This window comes from Kitasatospora sp. NPDC053057, assembly GCF_044546945.1.
Taxonomy (GTDB): domain Bacteria; phylum Actinomycetota; class Actinomycetes; order Streptomycetales; family Streptomycetaceae; genus Kitasatospora.
Window position 1 is genome coordinate 145,743 of record NZ_JBITZP010000004.1, and the last position, 22,708, is coordinate 168,450.

Consider the following 22,708-nt stretch of genomic DNA (forward strand, 5'->3'; position numbering starts at 1 on the left):
AATGGTCGGCCCGGGTAGCGTCCCAGGTCATGAGCTCGGTGGACGTGAGGGAACATGCGGCCCAACTGCCCGACGCCTGGCGTTCGGTGGTGCTGGGGAGGGTCGGGACGGCAGCGGTGAAGGTGCTGCGGATGGACGGCCGGGAGCTGGAGCAGGAGGTGCACGGGACGGCCGAGGTGCTGTTCGTCGCCGACGGCGTCCTGGAACTGGAGCTGGAGGGCGATGCGCTGACGGTCGGCGCCGGAGAACTGTGCCAGGTGCCGGCGGGCGCCCGGCACGCGGTGCGGGCGGGCAGCCGGGGGACGCTGCTGATCGTGGAGGTCCCCGAGGAGGGGTGATCGGTGGCGGCGCCTCGCCCGAAATCGGGCGAGGCGCCGCGAGGTGGGCTTAGAGGAGCCCGAAGTCGAACTCGCCTACGGTGATGGCCTGGATGAAGGCATCATGCGCCGCGCGGTTGAATGCGAGAGCGGGGCCGGAGGGGTCCTTGCTGTCTCGGATCGCGACCGTCTCAGGAAGGAAGGCGCACTCAACGCAGTTGTCGTTACCCCCGCTGTAGCTTGACTTCCGAAAGGCGAGCCCGGTGGCGGAAGCGTTGGGGTAGTAGTAGGTCACTTGACTTTGTCTCTCTGTGCGGTGATGAAATCGAGCGATGAGTCAACTGGCAAGGCCTCAGCCGTGATCTCCTGGAACTTCGCTCGGTAGATCTCCACGTCGTTTGGGTGCTCAACCCAGAGGCTGCTGATCAGGCCTTCTGCGAGGACGACGTCCAGGTCCGCACGTTGGGGAAACCCGAGCAGGGCAAAGGCCCCTGCCATTCCGGGGTGGATTGCTGCTCCTGCTGGCATGACCTGGATGTTGACATTGGACAGGCGGCTCAACGAGATGAGCTTGTCCAACTGGGCAGACATGATGTCGGGACGGTTGGCGTTCGCGCACAGCGCCGTCTCATGGATGACGGCCCAGACCTGGACCGGGTTCGGCCGGGTGAGAATCGATTGCCGTGCCATCCGGACCTGGACCATGTCCTCGACCGTTCCGCTGGACTCGGTTCGAAGCCGGTCGATGACGATGCGGGCGTACTCGGGAGTCTGGAAGAGCCCGGGGATGAATGCCGGCTCGTAGGTCCGCAACGTCGAAGCATCGGATTCCAGCAGGATCAGATCCGTGGCGGTCGCGTGAAGGACATCTCGGTAGCTCAGCCACCAGCCTCGTTTGCTGCCGTCTTTGGTGATGGCGATCAGCCCGGCTCGGAAGTCCTCATCGTCGCACCCGTAGTAGTCGAGGAGTTTGTTGACGTCCTCGATCTTGGCTGCGGTGTGAGCTGTCTCGATCCGAGTGAGCTTGGGCTGGCTCATGCCGGTGGCCTCTGCGACCACCTCTGCGGTGAGCTTCCGCTCCTCGCGGAGTTTTCGCAGCACGCCGCCGAGCCTCCGTCGGCGCACGGTCGAGACTGCCATGTTGTCCCCTCCTGAGCTGTCAGCTGACCAGTCTGCCTGTGTGAAGGGCACCAGCGCTACCAACAACTGGTAGCCCTGACCGCCGAATTCAGGTTCGATTTGCATATATGCGACTTCTGGCGAAGGAGTTGCGTCGTGCATCGCATAGGCCCCATGCTGAGCGTAGCGACCCGTGTGCACTGTGTATGCGGAAGCCTGTGACTCGCCGTTGTCCAAGGCGTGCCTGCCTGTATGCGGCGATGAGTGATCCATTTCGCCCCCACGGAGGTTCCTTCGTGTTCTCCCTCGAACTCCCCCCTGACTGGTCGGCCCCGCGCGAGGAGTTGCGCGAGGCCACCTCGCGCGCCGGGTGGAAGCCCGACCTGGTCGCCGACGCCGAGGTCGCGCTCCTCGAACTCTTCGTCAACGCCTGGCGTCACGGCGGCAGCGCGGCGCCCCTGGTGGTCGTCGTCCTCCTCGACGACGTCCTGCGGGTCTCCGTCAGCGACCAGAACCCGCTGTTCCCCACCCCGCGCGGCGACTCCGACCCCTACGCCGTCACCGGCCGGGGCCTGCACCTCGTTCGCTCGCTCACCCACCGCTTCGGTACGGAATCCCGCAAAACCGGCAAGTCAGTCTGGTTCGAGCTGGACGCCGCCGCGTGAGGGCCGCCGGCGACCGCCCGCGCGGCCCGATCGAGCCGGTCGACCCGCTGATGCGCACCTACACGGAGATCGAAGTCTCCTACCTGCTCGCCGAACTCGCCGAGCGCGGCCGAAAGTTCGGCCTCCTCTGGCCCTCGGCCAGCACCGACAGCGTGGTGGACGGCCGCGTCCTCGTCCGCTTCGGCAACGCGCCGGCCAGCACTGTGCTCAACCTCCTCACCCTCCTCCGCGACCACGACAAGAGCAGCGAGGACGACGACCCGTGCGACTCCTGATCGGCCTCGCCCTCCTCACCCTCCTGCTCCTCGCCATTGCCGTCGTCGCCCTCGGCACGCTCGCCGTCCTGCGGATGCCCCACCGCCCCGACGACGCCACCCCCACCCCCACCCCCGACCGCCAACCGGTGGCCTGACCCGTCACCCCGCCCAAGCCGCCCGGCCGGACCCACCGGGCGGCTACCCGCTTCCCGCCCCCTGTTGCCGGGCCTCTGCAGGCGGCGCAGGCTGGAAGAAACCCAAGAGATCCGGTCTGCCGGGCCAGGAGGCGAGTTCACATGACCAGGCTCAGGGAACAGATCACCGTCGATGCCCCCGCGCAGGAGGTCTGGGGGCGGCTACACGACGTCGAGGCCTATTCGACGTTCATGGACGGTGTCGAACGTGCTTATGCACCCAGCAGCAACCGCGCCCATCTGGACGTGCGGGCCGGTGGGGTGCAGCGGGAGTTCGATGCCATTCTCACCGACCGCAGCAACGACCAGGTCCTGGCCTGGGAGACGCAGGGCAGCCCGGAGCTGAAGGGCACCCTCTCGGTGCGGTCGCTGGACCGGGACCACAGCCAGGTGCAGATGGAACTGGAGTATGAGCCGCAGGCCATCCAGGACACCTTCGGCGGCCCGGCGGGCATGGCCCAGGTCCACCGGATCGAGAACACCGTCCGGGGCGGCCTGGAGCACTTCAAGGACCTGGTGGAGTCGGAGCGGTAGCCGACCCCCCACCGAGTGCGAGCGCCATGACCGACCCGCTCCCCACCTCGGCCTCCGCTGGCTGACCGCGGCGGCCCTCGGGCGCGACCTGATCACTGAGGAGCGCCGCGACCGGCTCCACGTCGATGTCACGGCCGCCGCCGAACAGGGCGTTCTCACCTGTCGGCGACGATCTTCGCCGCCGCCGCCCACCGGCCCGGCTGACCGGCGCCGGGCGCCGTGGAAAGTCGCGAGGCCGGGCGGCCGGGATCCACTCCGGCCGCCCGGCCTCAGCAGACTTGGGTTAGCGGGCCAGTAGCTGCTGCAGCTGGTCGATGACGAACTGCGGGTCCTCCTCCAGCACCCAGTGGTTGGCGTTCGGCACCACCGAAGTGGTCACGTCCCGGGTCCCGCGGGCCGGAAGCGGACGGCCTCGCACCAGACCCGACCGGGTCGTGGCGGACCGAGCGTACTCCTCGCGGAAGATCCGCCACCTGCTACGGCAGCGGAAGATCAGGACGACGATCCCGGAACGGCGCGACCAGATTGCCAACCGGGCTCGCCGAGGCGGGCTGGGCGGCCGACCTCCCACGTTCCGGGCCGTCGCCACCCGGTTCGACAAGCTGGCCGCCCGTTACCGTGCCGAGTGTTGATCGCGTCACTGGTGTTGTGGCTGCGGGACACGGCGGCCTGACCCGACGGCCGAGAGGGGCCGAGTCCGCTACTTGACCAGGTGGAAGTCCGGATGCCGAAGCCAGGCGGCCAGGAACTCCACGTCACCGACGTGCCGGAACCAGCGGCCAGCGCTGCCCGTGTCGTAGCAGACCTCTGCGACCTTCCCTGGCAGGGAGGCCACCAGTGCCCTCGCCTTGGCGAGATCCGCCTCGTCGCGCGTCTCATCGCGCGGGACGGGGTAGCCGAGGACGCCGTCGAAGTCGACCAGCGCATCGAGACGGCGGGCTATGGCGAGGGCGAGGTAACCGAGCAGCAGATGGTTCTCCGGCCCCGAGCAGCCGGCGCAGAGAACCAGCCCCTGCACCGGTGGCGTCGAGAAGGCCGAGTAGTCCTCGTCGTCCGCCAGCATGTACTCGTCCTCCGACAGGAAGATGCCGCCGACGTTGACCGGATCAAAGTCCTGTAGCCCCAAGGGCGAAGCGTCTCGCACCCAGAAGGCCAAATCGCCACCGGCCTGGGTCTCGACCGGCTTGCAGAAGGTCTCCAACCACGGGACCACTCCGGCCCGGATGTCCTCGAAGGCGCAGGATTTGAAGAGCCACAGCCCAACTGCTGGTCCCGACACGATGCCTCCAGAAAAGCGTGGTCCGGCGCCACATGCGGCCCCGGTTCTACCAGGTCCCGGAGGCATGCACGTGATCATTTATGAGACACGGCCTAAGGTCGCGGCCCGTCACCCCCCCCGGTCCGCCCTGGAGCCCCTCACCTATTCCATGCAGGAGGAGCGCTTCGCCGAGTCCGCCGCCCGGGCGTACGGGGTCCACGTCTCGGCCGTCGAGAGCTGACTCCGCTCCGCGCCGGGAGTCGCAGGAAGTCGGCCCGTCCGACTTCCTGCGGCTCGGCGACCGGTTGTCAGAGGCGAGCGGCAGACTCTTCCGCATGACGCTCGCTCAGTCCTTTCCGCCCGTGGCACCGCCGCTGTGGCAGCCGCTCCGGCGCCTGCACCACCGGACGGTGGAAAGGCGCACGGCCGCGGCGGCCAAGGACCTCCGGGCGGTCGTGGGGAAACCGCTCGATGTCGCTCTGCTGCGCCGTGCACTGGCCTGCCAGGCCGACGGAGGCAACGTGTTCCGGCTCGTCGCGACCGGGTTCCTGGCCATGATGGCAGTCGGGTACCTCATTGCGGGCATGAAGGGGCTCTGCACGCCCGGGGGATTGCTCCCCACCTCAGGTGGCGAACTCGGTCCCTGCCCGACGCACCAGGACAAGGTGAACGTCGCGGAGGTGGTCGGCTTCTGTGCGGCCGTGTTCATCGTGACCGCAACGGTGCGCAACGCGCTGCGGGCCACCGCTGTCCGGCCCGCTCAGAAGCCGGTGTTCCCGGCGCTCGCCGTCCTGAGGGCGTGCGCTCGGCTCACCGAACCCGGGGCGGGGCATGCGGAGGCGGCCGAGCTGAGTGTGAAGGCGCAGGCCCTGGGGCAGGCGCTGATCGATGCGGCGGGACGGGTCGCGAGCGACTACGGCTCCCGGGCGAGCACCCGCAAGAGCCTGCTGGACCATGCCCGACAGGTCGCGGCCCTGCTGGAGCGAACCGCCGACGAACTGCTGCCGGACCGGGAACGCGCCACCCGGAAACTGGCGGAGCTCGCCGGGGCGATCGCCGAACAGACCGCTGACGGGCGGTTCACCGATCTCCTGGGCGCGATGGGGCAGCCCCCGGACCTGCCGACGAGCGCCCCCGAGTCGCCGGACCGTGCCGACGGGCGCAGGCTTGCCGTCGCGGCCGTGACGGCTTTGCTGCTCACCATCTCGGTGGCCGTCACGACCGGGATGCTCGGCCTCCCCGCCTTCGTCACCGCGCCCCTGGCGGCGATCACCGTCCCGCTGCTCACCTTCCTGCTGCTGGGGTACCGCTTCGGGCTCATCGAGGCGCTGCGCCTCGTCCAGGTCCTGCGAACGGTGCGTGGGGAGAACGCCGTGGAGCCCACGGCGACGACCGCACGACCGGAGGCCGGGCAGGCCGACGGGGGCGCCCCGCCCTCGTAGGAGGCTCACGCACCCATGGTGCTGCGGTGGTTGACGGGTCTACCTTGGCGCGGTGAGTGCGGCGCGGCGCAAGAGCGTGCGGGTGGCCGGCGGGCTGGTGCGGGCGCGCACCTGGTCGGGCGAGCGGGAGGTGGACCTGCGGGACCTCGCCATCGTGCGCGCCTGGGAGGCGATGTCGAGGGACCGCCCGCAGATCGTCGTCTCCCTGACGGACCGCTCCGGCGGCTGGGTGGTCCTGGTCGCCGACGCCTGCACGTGCCATCGGTACCGCGCTCCGGGCAGCACCCGCTCGGCCGCTACCTGCCGAGCCCAGCCCGTTGCCGTCTCTTCCCTTGCCGGGCCGACCACCACCAACACCCCACCGGGGCACAGCAGTTCCCGCATCCGGGCGAGTGCGGCCGTGAAGTCCAGGTGGTGGACGGCCGTGACCGAGCAGGCGAAGTCGAAGCCCTCATCGGGTAGTTCAGTCGTCGGCGAGCGCAGCGGCCACGGCGGCTTCGGCGTGCAGGCGGGCGGTGGGGAACACCGGGATGGGGCTGTCCTCCGCCCCGACCAGCAGTTCGATCTCGGTGCAGCCGAGGATGATGCCCTCGGCGCCCGCCGCGACCAGCTCCTCGATGACGTGCCGGTACGCCGCCCGTGACTCCTCGCGGACCACCCCGAGGCACAGTTCCTCGTAGATCACCCGGTGCACCAGGGCGCGGGATTCGGCGTCGGGGACGAGGACGTCCAGGCCGCCGGCCGTCAACCGACCCCGGTAGAAGTCCTGTTCCATGGTGAACGCCGTTCCCAGCAGCCCGACCCGCCGGAGGCCCGCCGCTCGCACCGCGTCCGCCGTGGCGTCGGCCAGGTGTAGCAGCGGGACGGTCACCGCGGCCGAGACCTGGTCGGCGACCTTGTGCATGGTGTTGGTGCAGATCAGCAGCAGCTCGGCGCCCGCCGCCTCCAACGCCCGTGCCGCGTCCGCGAGGACCGCACCCGCCTCCTCCCACCGCCCGGCCGCCTGAAGCTGCTCGATCTCGGCGAAGTCGACCGAGTAGAGCACGAGTTGGGCGGAGTGCAGGCCGCCGAGCCGGTCGCGGGTGAGTTCGTTCAGGGTGCGGTAGTACTCGGCGGTGGATTCCCAGCTCATGCCGCCGATAAGGCCGAGGGTCTTCATGCGGCCATTTATAAGGCAGAAGAGAAAAGCAAAGCAAGTGTATAAGAATAACTTTGATTAACTCCCCCGAGCCACCCGGTGCTGCCATTCCCGGGTGAACACCACGGACCCCGCCTCCAGTGCCTGCACCTGCACCACGCTGAGGAAGTACTCGGCGTCGCAGCGCAGTTGGGTGCGGGTCTGGACGGTCACGTCCCAGCCGAGGTCCGGCCGTTCCAGCCGTACCGTGTGGTCCGTACGGGCCTGGGCGCTGAGCGGGGCGCCGGTGAGGATGCGGTAGGCGGTGACGGTGTGCTCGTCGCGGACCAGGCCGTCGGGGTGGGTGCGGGTGCCGTCGGTGGCGGGGGAGAGTTCGGCGCGCCATTCGTGGCGGCCGAGGTCGTGCATAGTGATGTGTTCGGGCCGGGCGGTGAGCGGTTCGGTGACGTGGACGGCCAGCGGGTCGGGCAGCGAGGGGGCCTCGAAGGTCACGGGTGCGGCGCCCACGTCGGCCGCCAGGTGGCGGACCGGCAGGCTGAGGGTGGAGTGGGACGGGTCGAGGGCGTACCCGCTGTCGTCGGCGGGCGGCCACACCCAGGGCCAGTAGACGGAGGAGAGCGCGAGCCGCAGCCGGTGCCCGGCCGGGACGGTCGCGGCGCAGGCGGCGAGTTCGACCTCGGCGTCCGGGCCGGCGGCGGTGAGCACGCCGCGGGTGAGCAGGGCGGAGGTGCCGTCGGGGCCGACCGCGCACAGCCGCGCCACCACCTGGACCGGGGAGCCGGCGGAGCGCAGTCGCAGCCGCGCGACCGGGATGCCGAGCAGTTCGACGGGCTCGGGCAGCGGTTGGGAGTCGAAGCAGACCGAGCGCCCGTCCTCCTCGCGCTGGTCCGGCGGCTGGTCGGCGGGGCGTCCGTGCGAGACGTACGCGCCGGCGTCGAGGCCGGTGTGCTGGGGGGAGCGGATGTGGACGTACCGGTCGTCGGAGGCGGTGCCTGCGGTGCGCAGCTGGCCGTCCAGGTCGTAGTGGATCTCCCGGACGTCGGGGGAGGGCCAGGCCTCGTCGCCGGTCCAGCGGGTGCTGATCCAGCTGCGCAGGGCCGGTTCCTTGGCGGCGCCGGTGTCGACGCCGCGCAGCCAGTGGTCCCACCAGCGCAGGGTCTCGGGCAGGGCGGCCTCGGGCAGGCCGTGCGGCCAGGGGCCGAGCAGGGCGCGCGCGGTGGGGGACTCGGCGAGCAGGCGCAGCACGAAGGAGCAGGACGGGTCGCCCCAGCCGGCCACCGCGAGGACGGGGACGGACACCGGCACGGTGGTGTCCCCGGCGGCGAGCCAGGTGTCGACGGGGGGTTCCAGCGATTCGAGCCGGGCCAGCCAGCCGGGCCGCCAGGCGTCGCCGAGCTGGCGCGGGTCCGGCGGCAGGGCGGCGTCGGCGATCAGCGCGGTGAGCCGGGTGTGCAGGTCGGCGGCGAGGACGGCGCCGCCGAGGCGGTGGCCGCCCTGGGGGCAGGCGGTGACCGCCGCGCCGACGGTGTCCGGCACCCGGGCGGCGAGCCGCAGTGCGGTGGTGCCGGCGGCGCCGACGCCGAGCAGGCCGACGCGGCCGCCGCACCAGGGGCGGCGGGCGATCCAGTCGATGACGGCGGCGCCGTCGGTGAGTTCCTGTTCGCCGCCGGGCTCGCCGGGCAGTCCGCCGGAGTTGCCGTGGCCGCGGGTGTCGACCCGGACGGCGGCGTAGCCGTGGCCGGCGTACCAGGGGTGGCGGCGGGCGTCCTCGGCGGCGGTGCGGTCGCTCAGGCGGTCGGCCGAGTACTCCAGCAGGGCGGGGACGGGGTCGTCACCGACCGGGCGCCACACGCGGGCGGCGAGTTCCGTGCCGTCGGGCAGCGGGATGCGGACGTCCTCGCGGGTGGTGTGGAAGGGGTACGACGGCATGGCCGCTCCCATCGGGTCCCGGGCCGGTGAGCGCCGAGCGGCCCGGGGCGCGGACGGAGATCGCGCCGTGGGTGCCGGCATTCCGACCCTAGGGGAGGAACCGGATGATTTCCTGATGAAGGCCCCACCGCAGTGATGCCCCGGAGGAGTGCGGCCGCGCCCCGCACGCCCCCGGCCTGCGCCGTCGTGGATCGGTTCGCCGTCGTCCGGCATTTGCACATGACTTGCAACTGCTTGCCCGAGCGGGGAAAGATGGCCCAGCTCGGCCCGGACCGGCGAGCCCGGACCACCCGAAAGGATCACAGGATGCCCAGCACCGCCCCAGGTGCCCCGGCAGGTGCCCCAGCCGTCAGATGGCGCGACCGGCTCACCCGTGAGGAGTGGATCCGGCTGGCCGGGATGGGTGGCTTCATCCTCGCGCTGCACGCCATCGGCTGGTTCACCCTGCTCGCCCTGGTCGCGCCCGAGCACTACGACGTCGGCGGCCAGGTGTTCGGCGCGGGCATGGGCCTGACCGCCTACACCCTCGGGATGCGGCACGCCTTCGACGCGGACCACATCGCGGCGATCGACAACACCACCCGCAAGCTGATGGGCCAGGGCAAGCGGCCGCTGTCGGTCGGCTTCTGGTTCTCGCTCGGGCACTCCTCGATCGTCTTCGGCCTGTGCGCGCTGCTGGCCTTCGGCATCCGCACGCTCGCCGACCAGGTGCAGGCGGACGACTCGACCCTGCACAAGATGACCGGCCTGATCGGCACCACCGTCTCCGGTTCGTTCCTGCTGCTGCTCGGCCTGATCAACCTGGGCGCCTTCAACGGCATCCTCAAGGTGTTCCGCCGGATGCGCCTGGGCGAGTACGACGAGGCCGAGCTGGAGCGCCAGTTGGAGCGGCGCGGTCTGATGAACCGGATCCTCGGGAAGGTCACCCGGGCGGTCACCAAGCCCTGGCACATGTACCCGGTGGGCCTGCTGTTCGGCCTGGGCTTCGACACCGCCACCGAGGTGTCCCTGCTGGTGCTGGCGGGCGGCGCGGCGGCCTTCTCGCTGCCCTGGTACGCGCTGCTGACGCTGCCGATCCTGTTCGCGGCGGGGATGAGCCTGCTGGACACCATCGACGGCTCGTTCATGAACTTCGCCTACGAGTGGGCGTTCTCCAAGCCGGTCCGCAAGATCTACTACAACCTGACCGTCACCGGCCTGTCGGTGCTGGTCGCGCTGGTCATCGGCCTGGTCGAGCTGATCGGCCTGCTCGGCGAGAAGCTGGACATCACCAGCGGGCCGATCGCCTGGATCGGCGGCCTGGACCTGAACTTCGTCGGCTACGCGATCGTCGGCCTGTTCGTGCTGACCTGGATCGGGGCGATCGCGTTCTGGAAGTTCGGCAAGGTCGAGGAGAAGTGGTCGGCCGGTTTGGCGGCCGCCTCCGCGGCCGAATCGGAATAGCGCCGGAAAAGCGTCGGGAAGCGCCGAACGCAACCGAGGGGCCGGTGACCGGGGTCTGGTCACCGGCCCCTCGGGGCTTTTCCGAAACCTTCCGCCGCTGCCGCTGCCGCTGCCGCTGCCGCTGCCGCTGCTGCGGCTACTTCAGCGCGGCGAGCACCGCGTTCGCCATCACCTGCTCGCCGGTCGCGTTCGGGTGGAACGGCACGGCGGGCGAGCCGGGCAGGGCGCCCTCGATCCAGCGGTCGTCGGAGCAGACGTCGTGCCCGCGGGTCGGCGTCGCGGTGTCCACGTACGTCGCGCCGTTGGCGGCCGCGGTGGACTTGAGGGCGGCGTTCAGCTTGTTGAGCACCCCGTACATGTACTCGACGTCGCCCGGGGTCACCGGCTGGCGCAGGATGCACGTCGAGCCGTCGGCGGGCAGCACGGACGGGTAACCGACCAGCAGCACCCGGGCCTTGGGCGCCTTGGCGTGGATCTGCTGGAGGGTGGTGGCGATCTGCGGGGCGATGGTGGTGGTGATCCGCTCGGCCAGGTCGTCGTTGCCGTACTGCCAGGACCAGGTGTTCCAGTCCCAGTAGCCGTGGTGGTAGACGTCCTTGCAGGGCGTGCCGAGCGGGTTGACGGCCGCGCCGGCGATGCAGGTGGCGACCAGTTCACCGAGGCCGAGGTCGCTGGTGGCGAGGTCGTTGCCGCCGATCCCGAGGGTGACCAGGTCGGTGTCGGCGGTCACCGAGTCCAGCTGCGGGTCGTTGACCCGGATGAAGGCGTCGTACTGCGGCTGCGTCATGGCCTTGACCTTGGCGGCCGCGCAGGTGACGTCGGTGTAGGCGCCGGCCTTGAGCGAGGCGGCGACCAGGTGGCCGTAGTTGTGGTCGGAGCGCAGGCACAGGCCGGCCGACTGGCCGGGCACGCCGGCGCCGGCGGCGTAGGAGTCGCCGAGGGCCACGTAGTGCTTCGGGGCGGGGGTGGCGGCCTGGGCGGTGGTGGAGGTGAGCGCGAGGGCGGCGCCGACGGCGACGGCGGCGAGCATGCTCGAATTGCGGAGTCGCCGGGAATTCCGGGCAGGGCGGAGCACGGTTCCTCCTGGGGGAGAGAAACGACGGGTGGGGGGTCGTGCCGAGCCGGGCCACAGCTACTCGCAGGTAAGTTACTGCCAGGTTTCGTCGGCGTCCATGGTCTCGACGGAAATTCCGAAAATCCCGTCAGGTCGGAAATCCCGTCAGATGGCACCGGGTGACATTTCGAATTCCGCTCCACCGTGTTTCGAAAACAACTCCGATACGCGGTGGAGCGGAATTCGCGTCACTCCGCGGGACCGGCCGGGGCGCGGCGCCGGGCGGCGGCGAAGGAGGCGATGACGACCGCGCCGAGCATCCCGAGCACGGTGAGCAGGGCCCCGAGCACCATCAGCAGCGCCGCGCCGATCAGCTTGCCGGGCAGGGCGGGGGAGTCGCTGCCGGAGTGCCAGACCACCCGGTCGCCGGTCAGTTTGGTGAGTTCGACGGTGCCCTGGTGGCCGTCGTCGAGGTGGAGCCGGGAGTCGGTCACGGTGGCCCGCCGGTCCGCCATCAGGAAGGCCCGCCCGGGCGGGACGGTGACGTCGAAGTCGCGTCCGCAGGTGTCGGCCCGCCGGTCGGCCGGTTCGTCCAGCGGCTGCCCGCCGAGGGTGAGCTGCCCGCCGGTGCAGGCGATGCGCTGGCCGCCGAGGGCCATCACCCGGAAGACGGGGGAGCCGTGGAGGTCCCACGGGGAGTCGGCGATGTAGATCTCGCCGCGGCGGACGTCCGCGGCCGCGACCTCGTCGGCCAGCATCCGGTCGCCCGGCCGGAGTCCCGGCTCCATCGCCGTGCCGTCCATGCGGTGGACGGAGTAGCCGCCGGTGAGGACCACCGAGAGTCCGAGCGCCCCGCACAGGATCCCGGCCACCGCCACGGCCACCGCGAACCACAGGCCCCGGGCCCTCCGCTTCGGCATCCGCCCGTTCCTCTTCCCTCGGCCGCTCGTCGGTCGGATCCTATTCCAGGCCGATCGGGTGGCCCTCGGGGGCCCGCGGCCTGACAGGTACAGTTCCGGTGCAGAGCGTGCCGTCGACCGGGGCCGCCGATCAGGAGGGGGAGCAGAGCGGATGAGCCGTCGAGACCGTGAGCGTGATCGTGACGGCAGGGACGGCCGCGACCGGAAGCGGGGCGCGGGCTCCCCGGTGACCGTCACCGTCTGCCGCGGCTGTTGCTGCGGCACTGAGGCGAAGCACCCGGGGGTGGACCACGCGGGGCAGTACGAGCGGCTGCGCACGGCCGTCGGCTCGGCCGGCCGGGTCCGGGCGGTCACCTGCCTGGACGTGTGCACCCAGTCCAACGTGGTGGTGGTCGGTCCGTCCAGCGAGGGGCGGGCGGCGGGCGGCCGTCCGGTCTGGCTCGGCTTCGTGCTGATGGACGAGATGATCGACGACATCGCCGCCTGGGTGCACGCGGGCGGGCCCGGCCTCGCCGACCCGCCCGGGCTGCTCGACCTCCAGCTGATCTCGGTCTCCCGTCGGGTCCGCGAGGGCCTCCCGGAGTGACCCACCACAGCTGACTGTCCGTCAGATTCACGCCCCGGGGCGGCTTCGAGGCCGGACCACTACCATGACCAGTGGCGTCGAGCGGTTCCGCGCAACGGGAGGAAGACGATGACGACGGTCTGCCGCATCTGCGCGGGCACCGGCCGGACCGCCGGCCTCAACTGCCGTACCTGCCAGGGCACCGGCACCACCGAGGTGGGCGGCGGGGGCGGCAACTGCTTCCTCTGCGACGGCACCGGGGTGTACGTCCGCTACCGGGTGGACGCGACCGGCGCCAAGCAGGCGTACCGGGACGAGATCTGCCGCACCTGCGACGGCACCGGCAGCCGGTCCGTGAACCTCTGGGACGAACCGTCCACCTGACACCCCCTCCGGCGCCCGCCGGGGCGGTGGCCCGGCCCACCCCGCCGACCGGGGGCATGATCCGACATCGCTCCGGTACGGACATGTTCTTTACCTACGCATGGCCAAGCGTTGGCGTTCGAGTGGGGGATGCGCTGAGGCCCGTTCACCGGAAGTCCGCGTGGGGTCAACTCGCCGCTGACAGAGTCCCGCGCATGGATATCCCCAACATGGGCGTGCCAGCCAAGCTTGCCGACCGCATGAGCATGGCCGAGCAGCACGAGTACCTGCGGGCCCGTTTCTCCCGTCGCCGGATGCTGCGCGCCGGCGCGGTGACCGTGGGTGCCGTCGCCGTCGGCGGTGCACTGGGCAGTGCACCGGCCTTCGCCGCCCCGGCCGGCCCCGAGCTGCTGACCGGCGCCACGACGGCCGGCATCGACGGCGCGCTGGTCGCGCCGATCGGCCGTCACCTCCAGTTCGGTGCCGAGCCGGACACCCAGTTCCGCATCAGCTGGCAGGTGCCGGCGCCGGTCAAGAATCCGTTCCTGCGCTTCGGCAAGCACCCGTGGGACCTCAGCCACAAGATCCAGGCCGAGGTCCGCGCCCTGCACACCCCAGCGCTGACCCCGAACAGCCAGCCGGTGGACCAGTACTACCTGCACGTGGCGCTGGAGGACCTCCACCCCGACACCACCTACTACTACGGCGTCGGCCACGAGGGCTTCGACCCCGCGTCGCAGCAGCAGATCTCCACCCTGCGCACCTTCCGCACCGCGCCCTCCCGCGACCACCGCTGGGGCAAGGTGTACGAGCCGTTCACCTTCACCGCCTTCGGCGACCAGGGCGTCAGCGCCCACGCGGCGGGCAACGACAACATCATCAGGGCCCAGAAGCCGGCCTTCCACCTGCACGCCGGCGACATCTGCTACGCCGACCCGGCCGGCTCCGGCACCGACCCGGACAAGTCCGTCTTCAACGCGAAGACCTGGGACGACTTCCTGGTCCAGACCGAGACGGTCGCCGCCGAGATCCCGTGGATGGTCGCGTACGGCAACCACGACATCGAGGCCTGGTACTCGCCCAACGGCTACGGCGGCGAGAACACCCGCTTCTTCCTGCCGGACAACGGCCCGGACCCGCGCAACGTCCCCGGCGTCTACACCTTCCGCTACAAGAACGTCGGCGTCATCTCGCTGGACGCCAACGACGTCTCCTACGAGATCCCGGCCAACCTGGGCATCTCGGCGAACAAGCAGACCAAGTGGCTGGAGCGCACCCTCAAGGACCTGCGCGGCGACGAGACCGTCGACTTCGTCGTGGTCTTCTTCCACCACTGCGCCTTCTCCACCACCGTCGCCCACGCCTCCGAGGGCGGCGTCCGCGAGGCCTGGGTGCCGCTGTTCGAGAAGTACCGGGTGGACCTGGTCATCAACGGCCACAACCACATCTACGAGCGCACCGACGCCATCCTCGGCAACAAGGTCTCGAAGCAGGTGCCGAGCGGCGCCACCATCGAGCCCGCCAAGGACGGCGTGGTCTACGTGACCGCGGGCGCGGCCGGCCGCAGCCTGTACAAGTTCGACGTGCCGGACACCTACGAGGGGCACGAGAACCACCAGGACGAGGTCAAGTCGTACTACTGGGGCAAGGGCCGGGTGAAGGTCCCCGAGACCATCCAGTGGTCGCGGGTGCGCTACACCGGCTACTCCTTCATCAAGGTCGACGTCACTCCGGCCCACCTGGGCCAGAAGTCGGTCATGAAGGTCACCGCGCTGGCCGAGGACGGCACGCAGATCGACAACTACACAATCCTGCGCAAGGTCGGCGAGGGCTGGGACTCGAACGGCGACGACGACGGGCAGGGCGGCGGCTGGGGCTGGTAGTCCCCGGCGGTCCAGTCCCCCGGGGTCGTGACGGTGCCCCGGCGCTGGAGGTTCAGCGCCGGGGCCCGTACATGATCACGCCCACCCCGGCCAGGCAGACCAGTGTGCCCAACACGTCGTAGCGGGTCGGCCGGAAGCCGTCCACGACCACGCCCCACAGCAGCGACCCGGCCACGAACACCCCGCCGTAGGCGGCCAGCACCCGGCCGAAGTCGGCGTCCGGCTGCAGCGCCGCGACGAAGCCGTACGCGCCGAGCGCCACCACGCCCAACCCGGCCAGCCACCACGGCCGTTGCTCCCGCATGCTCTGCCAGACCAGCCAGCAGCCGCCGATCTCGGCGAGCGCGGCGACGGCGAACAGGGCGACGGAACGGAGGACGGCCATGGGGCCGATCGTAGGCGCTCAGCTCTGCCGGTACGTCGCCAGGAAGCGCCCGATCCGGTTGATCGCCGTCTCCAGGTCGTCGGCGCGCGGCAGGGTGACGAAGCGGAAGTGGTCCGGGCGGGGCCAGTTGAAGCCGGTGCCCTGGACGACGTGGATCTTCTCGCGCAGCAGCAGGTCCAGCACGAAGCGCTCGTCGTCGACGATCCGGTGCACGGCCGGGTCGAGCCGGGCGAAGGCGTACAGCGCGCCCTTGGGCTTGACGCAGCTGACGCCGGGGATCTCGTTGAGCGCCTTGACCGCGATGTCGCGCTGCTCGGTGAGCCGGCCGCCGGGCAGGACCAGGTCGTTGATGGACTGGTAGCCGCCGAGCGCGGCCTGGACGGCGTACTGCGCGGGCACGTTGGGGCACAGCCGCATGCCGGAGAGCATGGTCAGGCCCTCCAGGTAGTCGGTGGCGTGCTGCTTGGGGCCGGAGACGACCAGCCAGCCGCTGCGGAAGCCGGCCACCCGGTAGGCCTTGGAGAGGCCGTTGAAGGTGAGGGTGAGCACGTCGTCGGCGAGGGCGGCCAGGCAGTGGTGCTCGGTGCCGTCGTAGAGGATCTTGTCGTAGATCTCGTCGGCCAGCACCATCAGCTGGTGGCGGCGGGCCAGGTCGAGGATGCCTTCCAGGAGTTCCTTCGGGTAGACCGCGCCGGTGGGGTTGTTGGGGTTGATGACGACGATCGCCTTGGTGCGGGCGGTGATCTTGGCGGCGATGTCGTCCAGGTCCGGGTACCACTCGGCCTCTTCGTCGCACAGGTAGTGCACGGCCTTGCCGCCGGCCAGCCGGACGGATGCCGTCCACAGCGGATAGTCCGGCATCGGGACGAGCACCTCGTCCCCGTCGTCGACCAGCGCGGTGATCGCCATCTGGATCAGCTCGGAGACGCCGTTGCCGAGGTAGACGTCGTTGACGCCGACGCCCTGGACCCCGCGCTGCTGGTAGTACTGCACCACCGCGCGACGGGCCGGCAGGATGCCGCGCGAGTCGCTGTAACCGTGCGCCGCGGGCAGGTTGCGGATGATGTCCTGGATGATCTCCTCGGGCGCCTCGAAGCCGAACGGAGCCGGGTTGCCGGTGTTCAGCCGCAGCACGCTGTGCCCGGCCTCCTCCAGGGCGTTGGCCTGGTCGACCACCGGCCCCCGGATCTCGTAGCACACGTCATTCAGCTTGCTGGACTGCCGAAACTCCATCTGCGGCCTCCCGACCGTCACCACCGCTCCGTTGCTTCTGCTTTGTTCTACCAAGCTGGCACTTGGAAAGTCCAACCTCTTGGCTATGCTGATCCACATGTCACGCCGAAGCTACGACCAGTACTGCGCCGTCGCCCGCGCCCTGGACGCGGTGGGGGAGCGCTGGAGCCTCCTGATCGTCCGTGAACTCCTCCGCGGCCCCCGCCGCTACACCGACCTGCACGCCGACCTGCCCGGCGTCTCCACCGACATCCTGGCCGCCCGGCTCAAGCAGCTGGAGGGCGAGGGGCTCGCGGAACGGCGCCGACTCGAACGGCCGGCCAACGTGATGGTGTACGAGCTGACCGAACGCGGACGCGAACTGCGGCCGGTGATCGAGGCCCTGGGGGAGTGGGGGCTGAGCGCCCTGGGTGAACAGCGGCCCACCGACGCGGTGCGCGAGCACTGGTTCACGGCGCCGAAGGCGGCGCTCCCCGGCTGAGTCCCCCGGGAGCGGTGGTGGGGCGGCGGCAAGGCCCCCGTCGCCGGCCGCCGCCCCGTGGTCCCAGGATGGCGCGGACCGATAAACGCACAGTGGACGCCGAATGAGCGGCCGGGACCCCCGCGGAACTGGTTGGTAAGTGCACACGTAGGATCGTCGGATCGCGGAGCCATCTCAGGAGAGCGGAGGCAGCCCGTGCCCACCACCAGCCGCAGCTACGCCAGCTACGTCGCCCTCGGGGACTCCTTCACCGAGGGCATGTGCGACGACCTCCATCCCGACGGCCACTACCGCGGCTGGGCCGACCGGGTCGCCTCCGCGCTGGCCGCCGAAGCCGAGGCCGACGGGGGCGCGGACTTCCGGTACGCCAACCTCGCCGTCCGCGGCAAGCTCATCGGCCAGATCCACGACGAACAGCTCGCCACCGCCGTCGGGATGGGCGCCGAACTCGTCACCCTGGCCGGCGGCTTCAACGACGTGCTGCGCCCCGGCTGCGACATCGACCGGGTCGAGCGGCTGCTCGGCCGCTGCGCCTCCGACCTGCGCGCCACCGGCGCCACCGTGGTGCTGTTCACCAGCACCGACCCCACCCGCCGGCTGGCCGGCAGCGCCCGACTGCTGCCCGCCATCCTGCGGATGAAGGCCTTCGTGCAGGAGCTCGGACAGCAGGACGGCTTCGCCGTCGTCGACCTCTTCTCCGCGCCCTGCTTCGACGACCGCCGGCTCTGGGCCGAGGACCGGCTGCACCTGTCGCCCGAGGGCCATCGCCGGGTCGCCGAGGGCGTGCTGGAGGCGCTCGGCCGCCCCGCCGCCACCGACTGGCGCGCCCCGCTGCCCGCCGCCGCCCCGTCCGGCCGCGCCGAGAAGCTGCGCTCGGACGCCCGCTGGCTGGGCGCCCACCTCGGCCCGTGGATCGGCCGCCGCCTCACCGGCCGCTCCTCCGGCGACGGCCGCCCGCCGAAGCGGCCGGAGCTGCTGCCCTTCCGGTGAGTCCTCTTCTGGGCCCTCCTAGTCCAGCCGCGTTCTGCTCCGGGTTCTCCGCTTCGAGTACCAGGCTCGCCATCGGGGCACGGGTGGTCCAGCCGAGCGCCGTGTACAGCGCCTGGCCGGCCGCCGTGCCGACCAGCACCCCGGTGCGGGCGCCCGCTTCGTACGCGCCGGACTGCAGCGCCCGCATCACCACCGAGCCCAGCCCCCGGCGGCGGTGCTCGGGGGCGGTCACGATCTGGTCCGGCACGGCCACCGGGCCCGCCAGACCCGCCTGGCCGCGGGCGGCGAGGTGCCCGTCCTCGCTGCGCACCAGGGCGCGCAGGACGCCGCCCCGGGTCCAGGTGGTCAAGGTGTAGCCGGCCGGCAGCCCGAGCCGCGCGGGCTGCTCGGGGGTGAGCGGGGCGGTCATCAGGAAGCCCGGCCGGTCCAGCCGCCACTGCGGGCCCAGCCAGGGCCGCACGGTGTCGTCCTCGGTGAACAGCTTCAGCCAGGTGGTCGGCGCGGTGGTCTCCTCGGCGAGCTTGCGGACCTCGGCCTCGGTCGGCTCGGGCAGCACGTGCCGCCCCACCTCGCCGGTCGGCGCGCCGACGTCGATGGTCCAGCCCCAGGGCCGCTCCACCGGATCGGCGGCGCCCCGGGAGGCGACCCAGCCGCCGATCCACATTCGGACCAGCTCGGTGATGTTCGACTGCGGCATGGTGCGCATTCCCCCGTCGGTAATGGTCACTTTCTCACTTGGGACCTTACCGGCGTGAGGGCGGCCCTGCCCAGTAGGATTTCCGGTCCAAGGCAGCCAGCAGTCGAGAGGACCCGGACCGTGAGCGAGACCGAGTCGCCGCAGGACCCCACGGCGGCCGCGCCGACCCCGCTCCAGTCCGACTGTGGCAGCTGCTTCGGGCTCTGCTGCGTCGCCCTGCCCTTCGCCGCCGGCGGCGACTTCGCCGTCAACAAGGCCGCCGGCAGCCCCTGCCGCAACCTGCGGACGGACTTCAGCTGCGGCATCCACGCACGGCTGCGCGACAGCGGCTTCCAGGGCTGCACCGTCTACGACTGCTTCGGCGCCGGGCAGCGGGTCTCCCAGGTCACCTTCGGCGGGGTCAGCTGGCGCGAGGAGCCCGACACCGCCAAGCCGATGTTCGACGTGTTCCCGATCGTGCGGCAGCTCCACGAACTGCTCTGGTACCTCACCGAGGCGCTCACCTTCGCCCCCGCCCGCCCCCTCCACGCCGAACTGCGGCAGGCCCTCGAAGAGACCGACCGCCTCGCCGGCGGCACCCCCGAGGAGATCCTCGCCGTCGACGTCCCGGCCCACCGCCAGCGGGTCAGCGACCTCCTGCTGCGCGCCGGCGAACTCGTCCGCGCCGCCGTCCCCCGCCGCGGCGAACACCGCGGCGCCGACCTCTTCGGTGCCCGCCTGCGCGGCGCCGACCTCCAGGGCGCCAACCTGCGCGGCGCCCTCCTCGTCGCCGCCGACCTCTCCGGCGCCGACCTGCGCCTCGCCGACCTCATCGGCGCCGACCTCCGCGACGCCAACCTCGTCGGCGCCGACCTCACCACGGCCCTCTTCCTCACCCAGGCCCAGCTCAACGCCGCCCGCGGCGACGCGACCACCCGCCTCCCCGCCACCCTCACCCGCCCCACCCACTGGCCCGAAACCGCCCCGGCGACAGCTACCGGCGACCGCAAGCCCCGCAGCGGCCCCCGCCCGCAGGGCGGCAGCCGCTCCGGCCGTCCGCGCCGGCGGTAGGGACGGGCCGCTGCTGTTCAGGGCCCGGGATGGGGCGGGTCCTCGGGGACAACCGCGGCGATCCGCACGGTCGGGGGCCAGGGCGGCGCGGGGGCGAAGGCGTGCACGACGTTGACAGCCGGGCGATCGGTCGCCGGGTCACCCTCGATGCGGGTGGAGTAGAGCTCGACCTGCTGCGTGCCTTCGGCGACCGTGCGGATGTGGCGACCGAGCCGGGGCTCGTGTTCGAGTTCGGCGCGGAGCGCCTCCAAGGCCTCGGTGACGCCGAGTTCCTTGGCCCGCTGGGCAGCTCGATCGGTGACGGCCGCGATCGCGGTGCTACCCGGGTCGCCCTGGTGGTGCGGGTCGTTCACTCGGTGCCCTGCCGGGTCAGCAGGTCGTTCACGGCCTCGTTCACAGCGTCGGCCGTCTCGCGGTCGGCCGCGAGCAGCACTCGGCCCCGGTAGGCGGCGACGATCTCGGCGACTGCGACCAGGTCGACCACTGTGCCAACCTCCCCGACCTGATCGAGCTGGTCGACCGGCACTTGGCGCAGCAGCTGCTCGGCGAGCTCGGCGTCCAGCCGCTCCGCGTCGCCCGGGAAGCCGTGGCCGGCCCGCAGCGCGGCCCGAAGCTCCTGGAGCGTGTCCATCGGCGGCAGGCCCAAGCGACCTGCACCATGCCCGTGTTCGGTGGGCTGGGCACTCATCCCCACCAACCCCTTCCTCGTCGGTTCACCCGGCGCCGGGCCGAGCCCTGAGCCCCTAACGGTAGTCGCCCCGAGCCGGTCCGTGGGCCCGCGCCCGGCAGCCCGTTACAAGTGGTCAGGACGTGAGCAACCGTGATCGCAGGGCGTCGATCCGGCCGCGGTCGAGGCCGACGGTGCCGGTGAGGTAGGCCTCGACGGAGCCGTAGCGGGTGGCGAGGTCGGCCAGGGTGAGGCGGATGACGGTCTCCGGGGCGCGGCCGTAGCCGGGCCAGCGGAGGGTCTGGCCGGGGTGGGCGGCGTGCCAGTCGGCGATGAGGTGCGGGGTGGCGTGCTCGGTGAGGGCGAAGTCGGCGGCGATGTCGTCCTCGCAGACGCCGAGCAGGGTGAGCACCAGGGCGGCGATCAGGCCGGTGCGGTCCTTGCCGGACATGCAGTGGAAGACCACCGGTGCCTCGGCGGCGGCGATCACGTCCAGGGTTTGGCGGATCTCCTTCACCCCGTCCTCGGCGACCTCGGCGAAGCGGTCGGCGAGGTAGCGCCAGGGGTCGAGCTCCGGGTCGATCGAGGCCTGGTCGTACGGGCGGTGCTCGATCGGGAGGTTGTGGAAGTCCAGGCCGTCGAAGTCGGGGACCCGGCCCTTGGCGGCGATCTCCCAGTCGTAGCGCAGGTCGATCACGGTCCGCACGCCGAGGGCCCGGAGCTGCTCCAGATCGGCGGGGGAGGACTTGCCGAGCGAGTCGGAGCGGTAGAGCAGGCCCCGCCGGACGGTCCGTCCGCCGGCGGCCGGATAGCCGCCCAGGTCACGGAAGTTGTGCAGGGCCTCGAACTCGATGTGACGCGTTGACATGTGCGGCACTCTAGCCAGCGGGGTCAGGGGGTGTACCCTCGGGCGAGGAGTTCGAAGGCGCGCTCGGCGTCGGCGGCGGCCTCGGGGTGGAGGTCGTCGGCGGTGCGGCCGTCGTCGTGGAGGCGGCGCCAGTTGTGCAGGGCGAGGACCCGCTGGGTGGCGGTGACCTGGGCGGCGAGCAGCTGCGCGGTGAGCTCCCGGGGCGGGGCGAGATCGGGGGCCTCGCGCAGTGCCTCGGCGAGCGACTGTTCTGCGCGGGCCACGTACGCGCCGACCCGGGCGGCCAGGCTCGGGGTGCCGTGGACCAGCGCGGTGAAGGCCAGGACCTGGGGGTGGTCGTTGAGGCCGGTGACCGGGTCGCGCCGGGCCAGGCCGTCCAGGAAGTCCCGGCGCAGGGCGTCGAGCACCGTCTCTCCGTCGGCCCGGCCCCGGACCACGTCCGCCGCCTGCTCCTGGTGGTCGGCGAAGCGGTGGACGACCAGCTCCTCCTTGCTGGCGAAGTAGCTGAACAGGGTGGGCTTGGAGACCTCGGCGGCGGCCGCGACGTCCGCCACCGAGACCTGGTCGAAGCCGTGCTCCAGGAAGAGCGCGATGGCCGCCTCGGAGATGGCCTGTCGCGTCCGTTCCTTCTTGCGCTCCCGCAGTCCGCTCATGTGAGCCAGGCTAACAGGCGGGCTTGACCAAGGCAGGTTTCTGACCCGGTATGAAAATCAGGAGTTGAGCGCCGCGCGGCGGGCGGTCACCTCGATCTCGATCCGCATCCGGGGGTCGGCGAGGCCGCACACCTGCATCGTCGCGGCCGGGCGGACGTCGCCGAAGCAGCGGCGCAGGGCGGGCCAGCAGGGCTCGAAGTCCGCGCGTTCGGGCAGCAGGTAGCGCACCCGCACCACGTCGGCGAAGCCGCAGCCGGCCTCGGCGAGCGCGGATCCGATGTTGCGCAGGCACTGTTCGGCCTGCTCCACCACGTCCTCGGAGATGGTCATGGCGGTGTAGTCGAACCCGGTCGTGCCGGACACGTGCACCCAGTCGCCGTCGACCACGGCGCGGGCGTACCCGATCTGCTCCTCGAAGGTGGAACCGCTGAGTATGGCGCGTCGCTCTGTCATCCGACGAACGCTAGGTGGCCTGCGGAGATAAGTCCAATACTCCCGAAGCCCCGATCTGATATCCCTGGAGGTATGTCCCGCCCCGAACTCCCCCTTGCCGCAGCTGCACGTCTGGTCGGCCACCTGCCGGCGATCGTGGGGCCCTGACGG

28 protein-coding genes and 2 pseudogenes are annotated in these 22,708 nt (G+C 71.4%); 14 read left to right on the plus strand and 16 right to left on the minus strand.

Going from position 1 to position 22,708, the window contains the following annotated elements; genetic code table 11:
* Positions 1-29: 29 nt before the first annotated feature.
* Positions 30-338, plus strand: coding sequence for a cupin domain-containing protein (locus tag ACIG5E_RS07140; protein ID WP_396532118.1), 309 nt, complete (start codon positions 30-32; stop codon positions 336-338).
* Positions 339-387: 49 nt separating this feature from the next.
* Here the strand turns inward: ACIG5E_RS07140 and ACIG5E_RS07145 are convergent, their stop codons facing one another.
* Positions 388-612: a DUF397 domain-containing protein gene (locus ACIG5E_RS07145; protein WP_396532119.1), complete on the minus strand. Its 225-nt coding sequence runs from the start codon at positions 610-612 to the stop codon at positions 388-390.
* Positions 609-1,457: a helix-turn-helix transcriptional regulator gene (locus ACIG5E_RS07150; RefSeq protein WP_396532120.1), complete on the minus strand. Its 849-nt coding sequence runs from the start codon at positions 1,455-1,457 to the stop codon at positions 609-611. The genes ACIG5E_RS07145 and ACIG5E_RS07150 overlap by 4 nt, the downstream gene beginning before the upstream one ends.
* Positions 1,458-1,732: 275 nt before the next feature.
* Between ACIG5E_RS07150 and ACIG5E_RS07155 the strand changes: the two genes are divergently transcribed.
* From ACIG5E_RS07155 to ACIG5E_RS07175, 5 genes and pseudogenes are all read left to right on the plus strand, one after another.
* Complete coding sequence (locus ACIG5E_RS07155) at positions 1,733-2,101, plus strand: ATP-binding protein (protein ID WP_396532122.1); 369 nt, start codon at positions 1,733-1,735, stop codon at positions 2,099-2,101.
* Positions 2,098-2,376: a hypothetical protein gene (locus tag ACIG5E_RS07160; protein WP_396532123.1), complete on the plus strand. Its 279-nt coding sequence runs from the start codon at positions 2,098-2,100 to the stop codon at positions 2,374-2,376. The genes ACIG5E_RS07155 and ACIG5E_RS07160 overlap by 4 nt, the downstream gene beginning before the upstream one ends.
* Positions 2,364-2,513, plus strand: coding sequence for a hypothetical protein (locus ACIG5E_RS07165; protein ID WP_396532124.1), 150 nt, complete (start codon positions 2,364-2,366; stop codon positions 2,511-2,513). Before ACIG5E_RS07160 ends, ACIG5E_RS07165 begins: the two co-directional genes overlap by 13 nt.
* A 141-nt stretch (positions 2,514-2,654) precedes the next feature.
* Complete coding sequence (locus ACIG5E_RS07170) at positions 2,655-3,086, plus strand: SRPBCC family protein (RefSeq protein ID WP_396532125.1); 432 nt, start codon at positions 2,655-2,657, stop codon at positions 3,084-3,086.
* Positions 3,087-3,469: 383 nt separating this feature from the next.
* Positions 3,470-3,759: pseudogene (locus ACIG5E_RS07175) on the plus strand (IS5/IS1182 family transposase); the annotation flags it as partial.
* A gap of 27 nt (positions 3,760-3,786) precedes the next feature.
* Here the strand turns inward: ACIG5E_RS07175 and ACIG5E_RS07180 are convergent.
* A complete protein-coding gene (locus ACIG5E_RS07180) occupies positions 3,787-4,443 on the minus strand; it encodes a DUF6368 family protein (protein WP_396532127.1) in 657 nt (218 codons plus the stop codon).
* A gap of 236 nt (positions 4,444-4,679) precedes the next feature.
* Between ACIG5E_RS07180 and ACIG5E_RS07185 the strand changes: the two genes are divergently transcribed.
* The gene (locus tag ACIG5E_RS07185) at positions 4,680-5,786 is read left to right on the plus strand and encodes a hypothetical protein (protein WP_396532128.1); all 1,107 of its coding nucleotides are present in this window, start codon (positions 4,680-4,682) and stop codon (positions 5,784-5,786) included.
* A gap of 39 nt (positions 5,787-5,825) precedes the next feature.
* Here the strand turns inward: ACIG5E_RS07185 and ACIG5E_RS07190 are convergent, their stop codons facing one another.
* Genes ACIG5E_RS07190 through ACIG5E_RS07200 form a run of 3 tightly spaced genes read right to left on the minus strand, consistent with a single transcriptional unit; the run spans position 5,826 to position 8,853 of the window.
* Positions 5,826-6,269, minus strand: coding sequence for a class I SAM-dependent methyltransferase (locus tag ACIG5E_RS07190; RefSeq protein ID WP_396532278.1), 444 nt, complete (start codon positions 6,267-6,269; stop codon positions 5,826-5,828).
* Positions 6,250-6,945, minus strand: a complete 696-nt coding sequence (locus ACIG5E_RS07195) for an aspartate/glutamate racemase family protein (RefSeq protein ID WP_396532130.1) — start codon at positions 6,943-6,945, stop codon at positions 6,250-6,252. The genes ACIG5E_RS07190 and ACIG5E_RS07195 overlap by 20 nt, the downstream gene beginning before the upstream one ends.
* A gap of 57 nt (positions 6,946-7,002) precedes the next feature.
* Positions 7,003-8,853: a CocE/NonD family hydrolase gene (locus tag ACIG5E_RS07200; protein ID WP_396532131.1), complete on the minus strand. Its 1,851-nt coding sequence runs from the start codon at positions 8,851-8,853 to the stop codon at positions 7,003-7,005.
* A 306-nt stretch (positions 8,854-9,159) separates the two neighbouring features.
* Between ACIG5E_RS07200 and ACIG5E_RS07205 the strand changes: the two genes are divergently transcribed.
* Entirely contained in the window at positions 9,160-10,296 is a 1,137-nt protein-coding gene (locus ACIG5E_RS07205; protein WP_396532133.1) for a HoxN/HupN/NixA family nickel/cobalt transporter, read from the plus strand.
* A gap of 136 nt (positions 10,297-10,432) precedes the next feature.
* Here the strand turns inward: ACIG5E_RS07205 and ACIG5E_RS07210 are convergent, their stop codons facing one another.
* Together ACIG5E_RS07210 and lepB are read right to left on the minus strand one after the other, a co-directional pair.
* Positions 10,433-11,326: an SGNH/GDSL hydrolase family protein gene (locus tag ACIG5E_RS07210; RefSeq protein ID WP_396532134.1), complete on the minus strand. Its 894-nt coding sequence runs from the start codon at positions 11,324-11,326 to the stop codon at positions 10,433-10,435.
* 272 nt (positions 11,327-11,598) lie between these two features.
* Positions 11,599-12,270, minus strand: a complete 672-nt coding sequence (gene lepB, locus ACIG5E_RS07215) for a signal peptidase I (protein WP_396532135.1) — start codon at positions 12,268-12,270, stop codon at positions 11,599-11,601.
* 151 nt (positions 12,271-12,421) lie between these two features.
* On the opposite strand from lepB, the gene ACIG5E_RS07220 reads away from it, so the two are divergent.
* From ACIG5E_RS07220 to ACIG5E_RS07230, 3 genes are all read left to right on the plus strand, one after another.
* Positions 12,422-12,856, plus strand: a complete 435-nt coding sequence (locus ACIG5E_RS07220; protein WP_396532136.1) for a (2Fe-2S) ferredoxin domain-containing protein — start codon at positions 12,422-12,424, stop codon at positions 12,854-12,856.
* A gap of 108 nt (positions 12,857-12,964) precedes the next feature.
* Positions 12,965-13,219: a hypothetical protein gene (locus tag ACIG5E_RS07225; RefSeq protein WP_396532137.1), complete on the plus strand. Its 255-nt coding sequence runs from the start codon at positions 12,965-12,967 to the stop codon at positions 13,217-13,219.
* A 194-nt stretch (positions 13,220-13,413) separates the two neighbouring features.
* Entirely contained in the window at positions 13,414-15,081 is a 1,668-nt protein-coding gene (locus tag ACIG5E_RS07230; RefSeq protein ID WP_396532139.1) for a fibronectin type III domain-containing protein, read from the plus strand.
* A gap of 52 nt (positions 15,082-15,133) precedes the next feature.
* Here ACIG5E_RS07230 and ACIG5E_RS07235 read toward each other — a convergent pair whose 3' ends face one another.
* Together ACIG5E_RS07235 and ACIG5E_RS07240 are read right to left on the minus strand one after the other, a co-directional pair.
* The gene (locus ACIG5E_RS07235) at positions 15,134-15,466 is read right to left on the minus strand and encodes a YnfA family protein (RefSeq protein ID WP_396532141.1); all 333 of its coding nucleotides are present in this window, start codon (positions 15,464-15,466) and stop codon (positions 15,134-15,136) included.
* Positions 15,467-15,484: 18 nt separating this feature from the next.
* Complete coding sequence (locus ACIG5E_RS07240; RefSeq protein ID WP_396532143.1) at positions 15,485-16,699, minus strand: pyridoxal phosphate-dependent aminotransferase; 1,215 nt, start codon at positions 16,697-16,699, stop codon at positions 15,485-15,487.
* A gap of 97 nt (positions 16,700-16,796) precedes the next feature.
* Here ACIG5E_RS07240 and ACIG5E_RS07245 point away from each other — a divergent pair.
* Together ACIG5E_RS07245 and ACIG5E_RS07250 are read left to right on the plus strand one after the other, a co-directional pair.
* Positions 16,797-17,159 (plus strand): annotated as a pseudogene (locus ACIG5E_RS07245) (winged helix-turn-helix transcriptional regulator); the annotation flags it as partial.
* 216 nt (positions 17,160-17,375) lie between these two features.
* Positions 17,376-18,170, plus strand: coding sequence for an SGNH/GDSL hydrolase family protein (locus ACIG5E_RS07250; protein WP_396532145.1), 795 nt, complete (start codon positions 17,376-17,378; stop codon positions 18,168-18,170).
* On the opposite strand, the gene ACIG5E_RS07255 is transcribed toward ACIG5E_RS07250, so the two are convergent.
* On the minus strand, positions 18,106-18,876 hold the full coding sequence (locus ACIG5E_RS07255; RefSeq protein ID WP_396532146.1) for a GNAT family N-acetyltransferase: 771 nt from the start codon (positions 18,874-18,876) through the stop codon (positions 18,106-18,108). The two genes, ACIG5E_RS07250 and ACIG5E_RS07255, sit on opposite strands and share 65 nt — an antisense overlap.
* Before the next feature lie 111 nt (positions 18,877-18,987).
* Here ACIG5E_RS07255 and ACIG5E_RS07260 point away from each other — a divergent pair, with 111 nt between their 5' ends.
* Entirely contained in the window at positions 18,988-19,917 is a 930-nt protein-coding gene (locus tag ACIG5E_RS07260) for a pentapeptide repeat-containing protein (RefSeq protein ID WP_396532147.1), read from the plus strand.
* 17 nt (positions 19,918-19,934) lie between these two features.
* Here ACIG5E_RS07260 and ACIG5E_RS07265 read toward each other — a convergent pair whose 3' ends face one another.
* The 5 genes from ACIG5E_RS07265 to ACIG5E_RS07285 form a co-directional block, all read right to left on the minus strand.
* Positions 19,935-20,270 (minus strand): hypothetical protein, encoded by a 336-nt coding sequence (locus tag ACIG5E_RS07265; protein ID WP_396532149.1) that lies wholly within the window; start codon positions 20,268-20,270, stop codon positions 19,935-19,937.
* The gene (locus ACIG5E_RS07270; RefSeq protein ID WP_396532150.1) at positions 20,267-20,548 is read right to left on the minus strand and encodes a hypothetical protein; all 282 of its coding nucleotides are present in this window, start codon (positions 20,546-20,548) and stop codon (positions 20,267-20,269) included. The genes ACIG5E_RS07265 and ACIG5E_RS07270 overlap by 4 nt, the downstream gene beginning before the upstream one ends.
* Positions 20,549-20,720: 172 nt before the next feature.
* Positions 20,721-21,452 carry a tyrosine-protein phosphatase gene (locus ACIG5E_RS07275; protein WP_396532151.1) on the minus strand — a complete coding sequence of 244 codons (732 nt, stop codon included), beginning with the start codon at positions 21,450-21,452 and terminating at the stop codon, positions 20,721-20,723.
* 23 nt (positions 21,453-21,475) lie between these two features.
* Entirely contained in the window at positions 21,476-22,105 is a 630-nt protein-coding gene (locus ACIG5E_RS07280) for a TetR/AcrR family transcriptional regulator (RefSeq protein WP_396532153.1), read from the minus strand.
* Positions 22,106-22,162: 57 nt separating this feature from the next.
* Entirely contained in the window at positions 22,163-22,558 is a 396-nt protein-coding gene (locus ACIG5E_RS07285) for a RidA family protein (protein ID WP_396532155.1), read from the minus strand.
* Positions 22,559-22,708 lie beyond the last annotated feature (150 nt).

Excerpts from the sequence above, each read along its gene's own strand:
- ACIG5E_RS07230 (WP_396532139.1), top strand. The coding sequence starts at position 13,414 with ATGGATATCCCCAACATGGGCGTGCCAGCCAAGCTTGCCGACCGCATG.
- ACIG5E_RS07185 (WP_396532128.1), top strand. The coding sequence starts at position 4,680 with ATGACGCTCGCTCAGTCCTTTCCGCCCGTGGCACCGCCGCTGTGGCAG.
- ACIG5E_RS07210 (WP_396532134.1), bottom strand. The coding sequence starts at position 11,326 with ATGCTCGCCGCCGTCGCCGTCGGCGCCGCCCTCGCGCTCACCTCCACC.
- ACIG5E_RS07225 (WP_396532137.1), top strand. The coding sequence starts at position 12,965 with ATGACGACGGTCTGCCGCATCTGCGCGGGCACCGGCCGGACCGCCGGC.
- ACIG5E_RS07205 (WP_396532133.1), top strand. The coding sequence starts at position 9,160 with ATGCCCAGCACCGCCCCAGGTGCCCCGGCAGGTGCCCCAGCCGTCAGA.
- ACIG5E_RS07275 (WP_396532151.1), bottom strand. The coding sequence starts at position 21,452 with ATGTCAACGCGTCACATCGAGTTCGAGGCCCTGCACAACTTCCGTGAC.
- ACIG5E_RS07240 (WP_396532143.1), bottom strand. The coding sequence starts at position 16,699 with ATGGAGTTTCGGCAGTCCAGCAAGCTGAATGACGTGTGCTACGAGATC.
- lepB (WP_396532135.1), bottom strand. The coding sequence starts at position 12,270 with ATGCCGAAGCGGAGGGCCCGGGGCCTGTGGTTCGCGGTGGCCGTGGCG.
- ACIG5E_RS07280 (WP_396532153.1), bottom strand. The coding sequence starts at position 22,105 with ATGAGCGGACTGCGGGAGCGCAAGAAGGAACGGACGCGACAGGCCATC.
- ACIG5E_RS07220 (WP_396532136.1), top strand. The coding sequence starts at position 12,422 with ATGAGCCGTCGAGACCGTGAGCGTGATCGTGACGGCAGGGACGGCCGC.
- ACIG5E_RS07150 (WP_396532120.1), bottom strand. The coding sequence starts at position 1,457 with ATGGCAGTCTCGACCGTGCGCCGACGGAGGCTCGGCGGCGTGCTGCGA.
- ACIG5E_RS07235 (WP_396532141.1), bottom strand. The coding sequence starts at position 15,466 with ATGGCCGTCCTCCGTTCCGTCGCCCTGTTCGCCGTCGCCGCGCTCGCC.
- ACIG5E_RS07195 (WP_396532130.1), bottom strand. The coding sequence starts at position 6,945 with ATGAAGACCCTCGGCCTTATCGGCGGCATGAGCTGGGAATCCACCGCC.
- ACIG5E_RS07170 (WP_396532125.1), top strand. The coding sequence starts at position 2,655 with ATGACCAGGCTCAGGGAACAGATCACCGTCGATGCCCCCGCGCAGGAG.
- ACIG5E_RS07140 (WP_396532118.1), top strand. The coding sequence starts at position 30 with ATGAGCTCGGTGGACGTGAGGGAACATGCGGCCCAACTGCCCGACGCC.
- ACIG5E_RS07270 (WP_396532150.1), bottom strand. The coding sequence starts at position 20,548 with ATGGACACGCTCCAGGAGCTTCGGGCCGCGCTGCGGGCCGGCCACGGC.
- ACIG5E_RS07180 (WP_396532127.1), bottom strand. The coding sequence starts at position 4,443 with ATGATCACGTGCATGCCTCCGGGACCTGGTAGAACCGGGGCCGCATGT.
- ACIG5E_RS07200 (WP_396532131.1), bottom strand. The coding sequence starts at position 8,853 with ATGCCGTCGTACCCCTTCCACACCACCCGCGAGGACGTCCGCATCCCG.
- ACIG5E_RS07285 (WP_396532155.1), bottom strand. The coding sequence starts at position 22,558 with ATGACAGAGCGACGCGCCATACTCAGCGGTTCCACCTTCGAGGAGCAG.
- ACIG5E_RS07255 (WP_396532146.1), bottom strand. The coding sequence starts at position 18,876 with ATGCGCACCATGCCGCAGTCGAACATCACCGAGCTGGTCCGAATGTGG.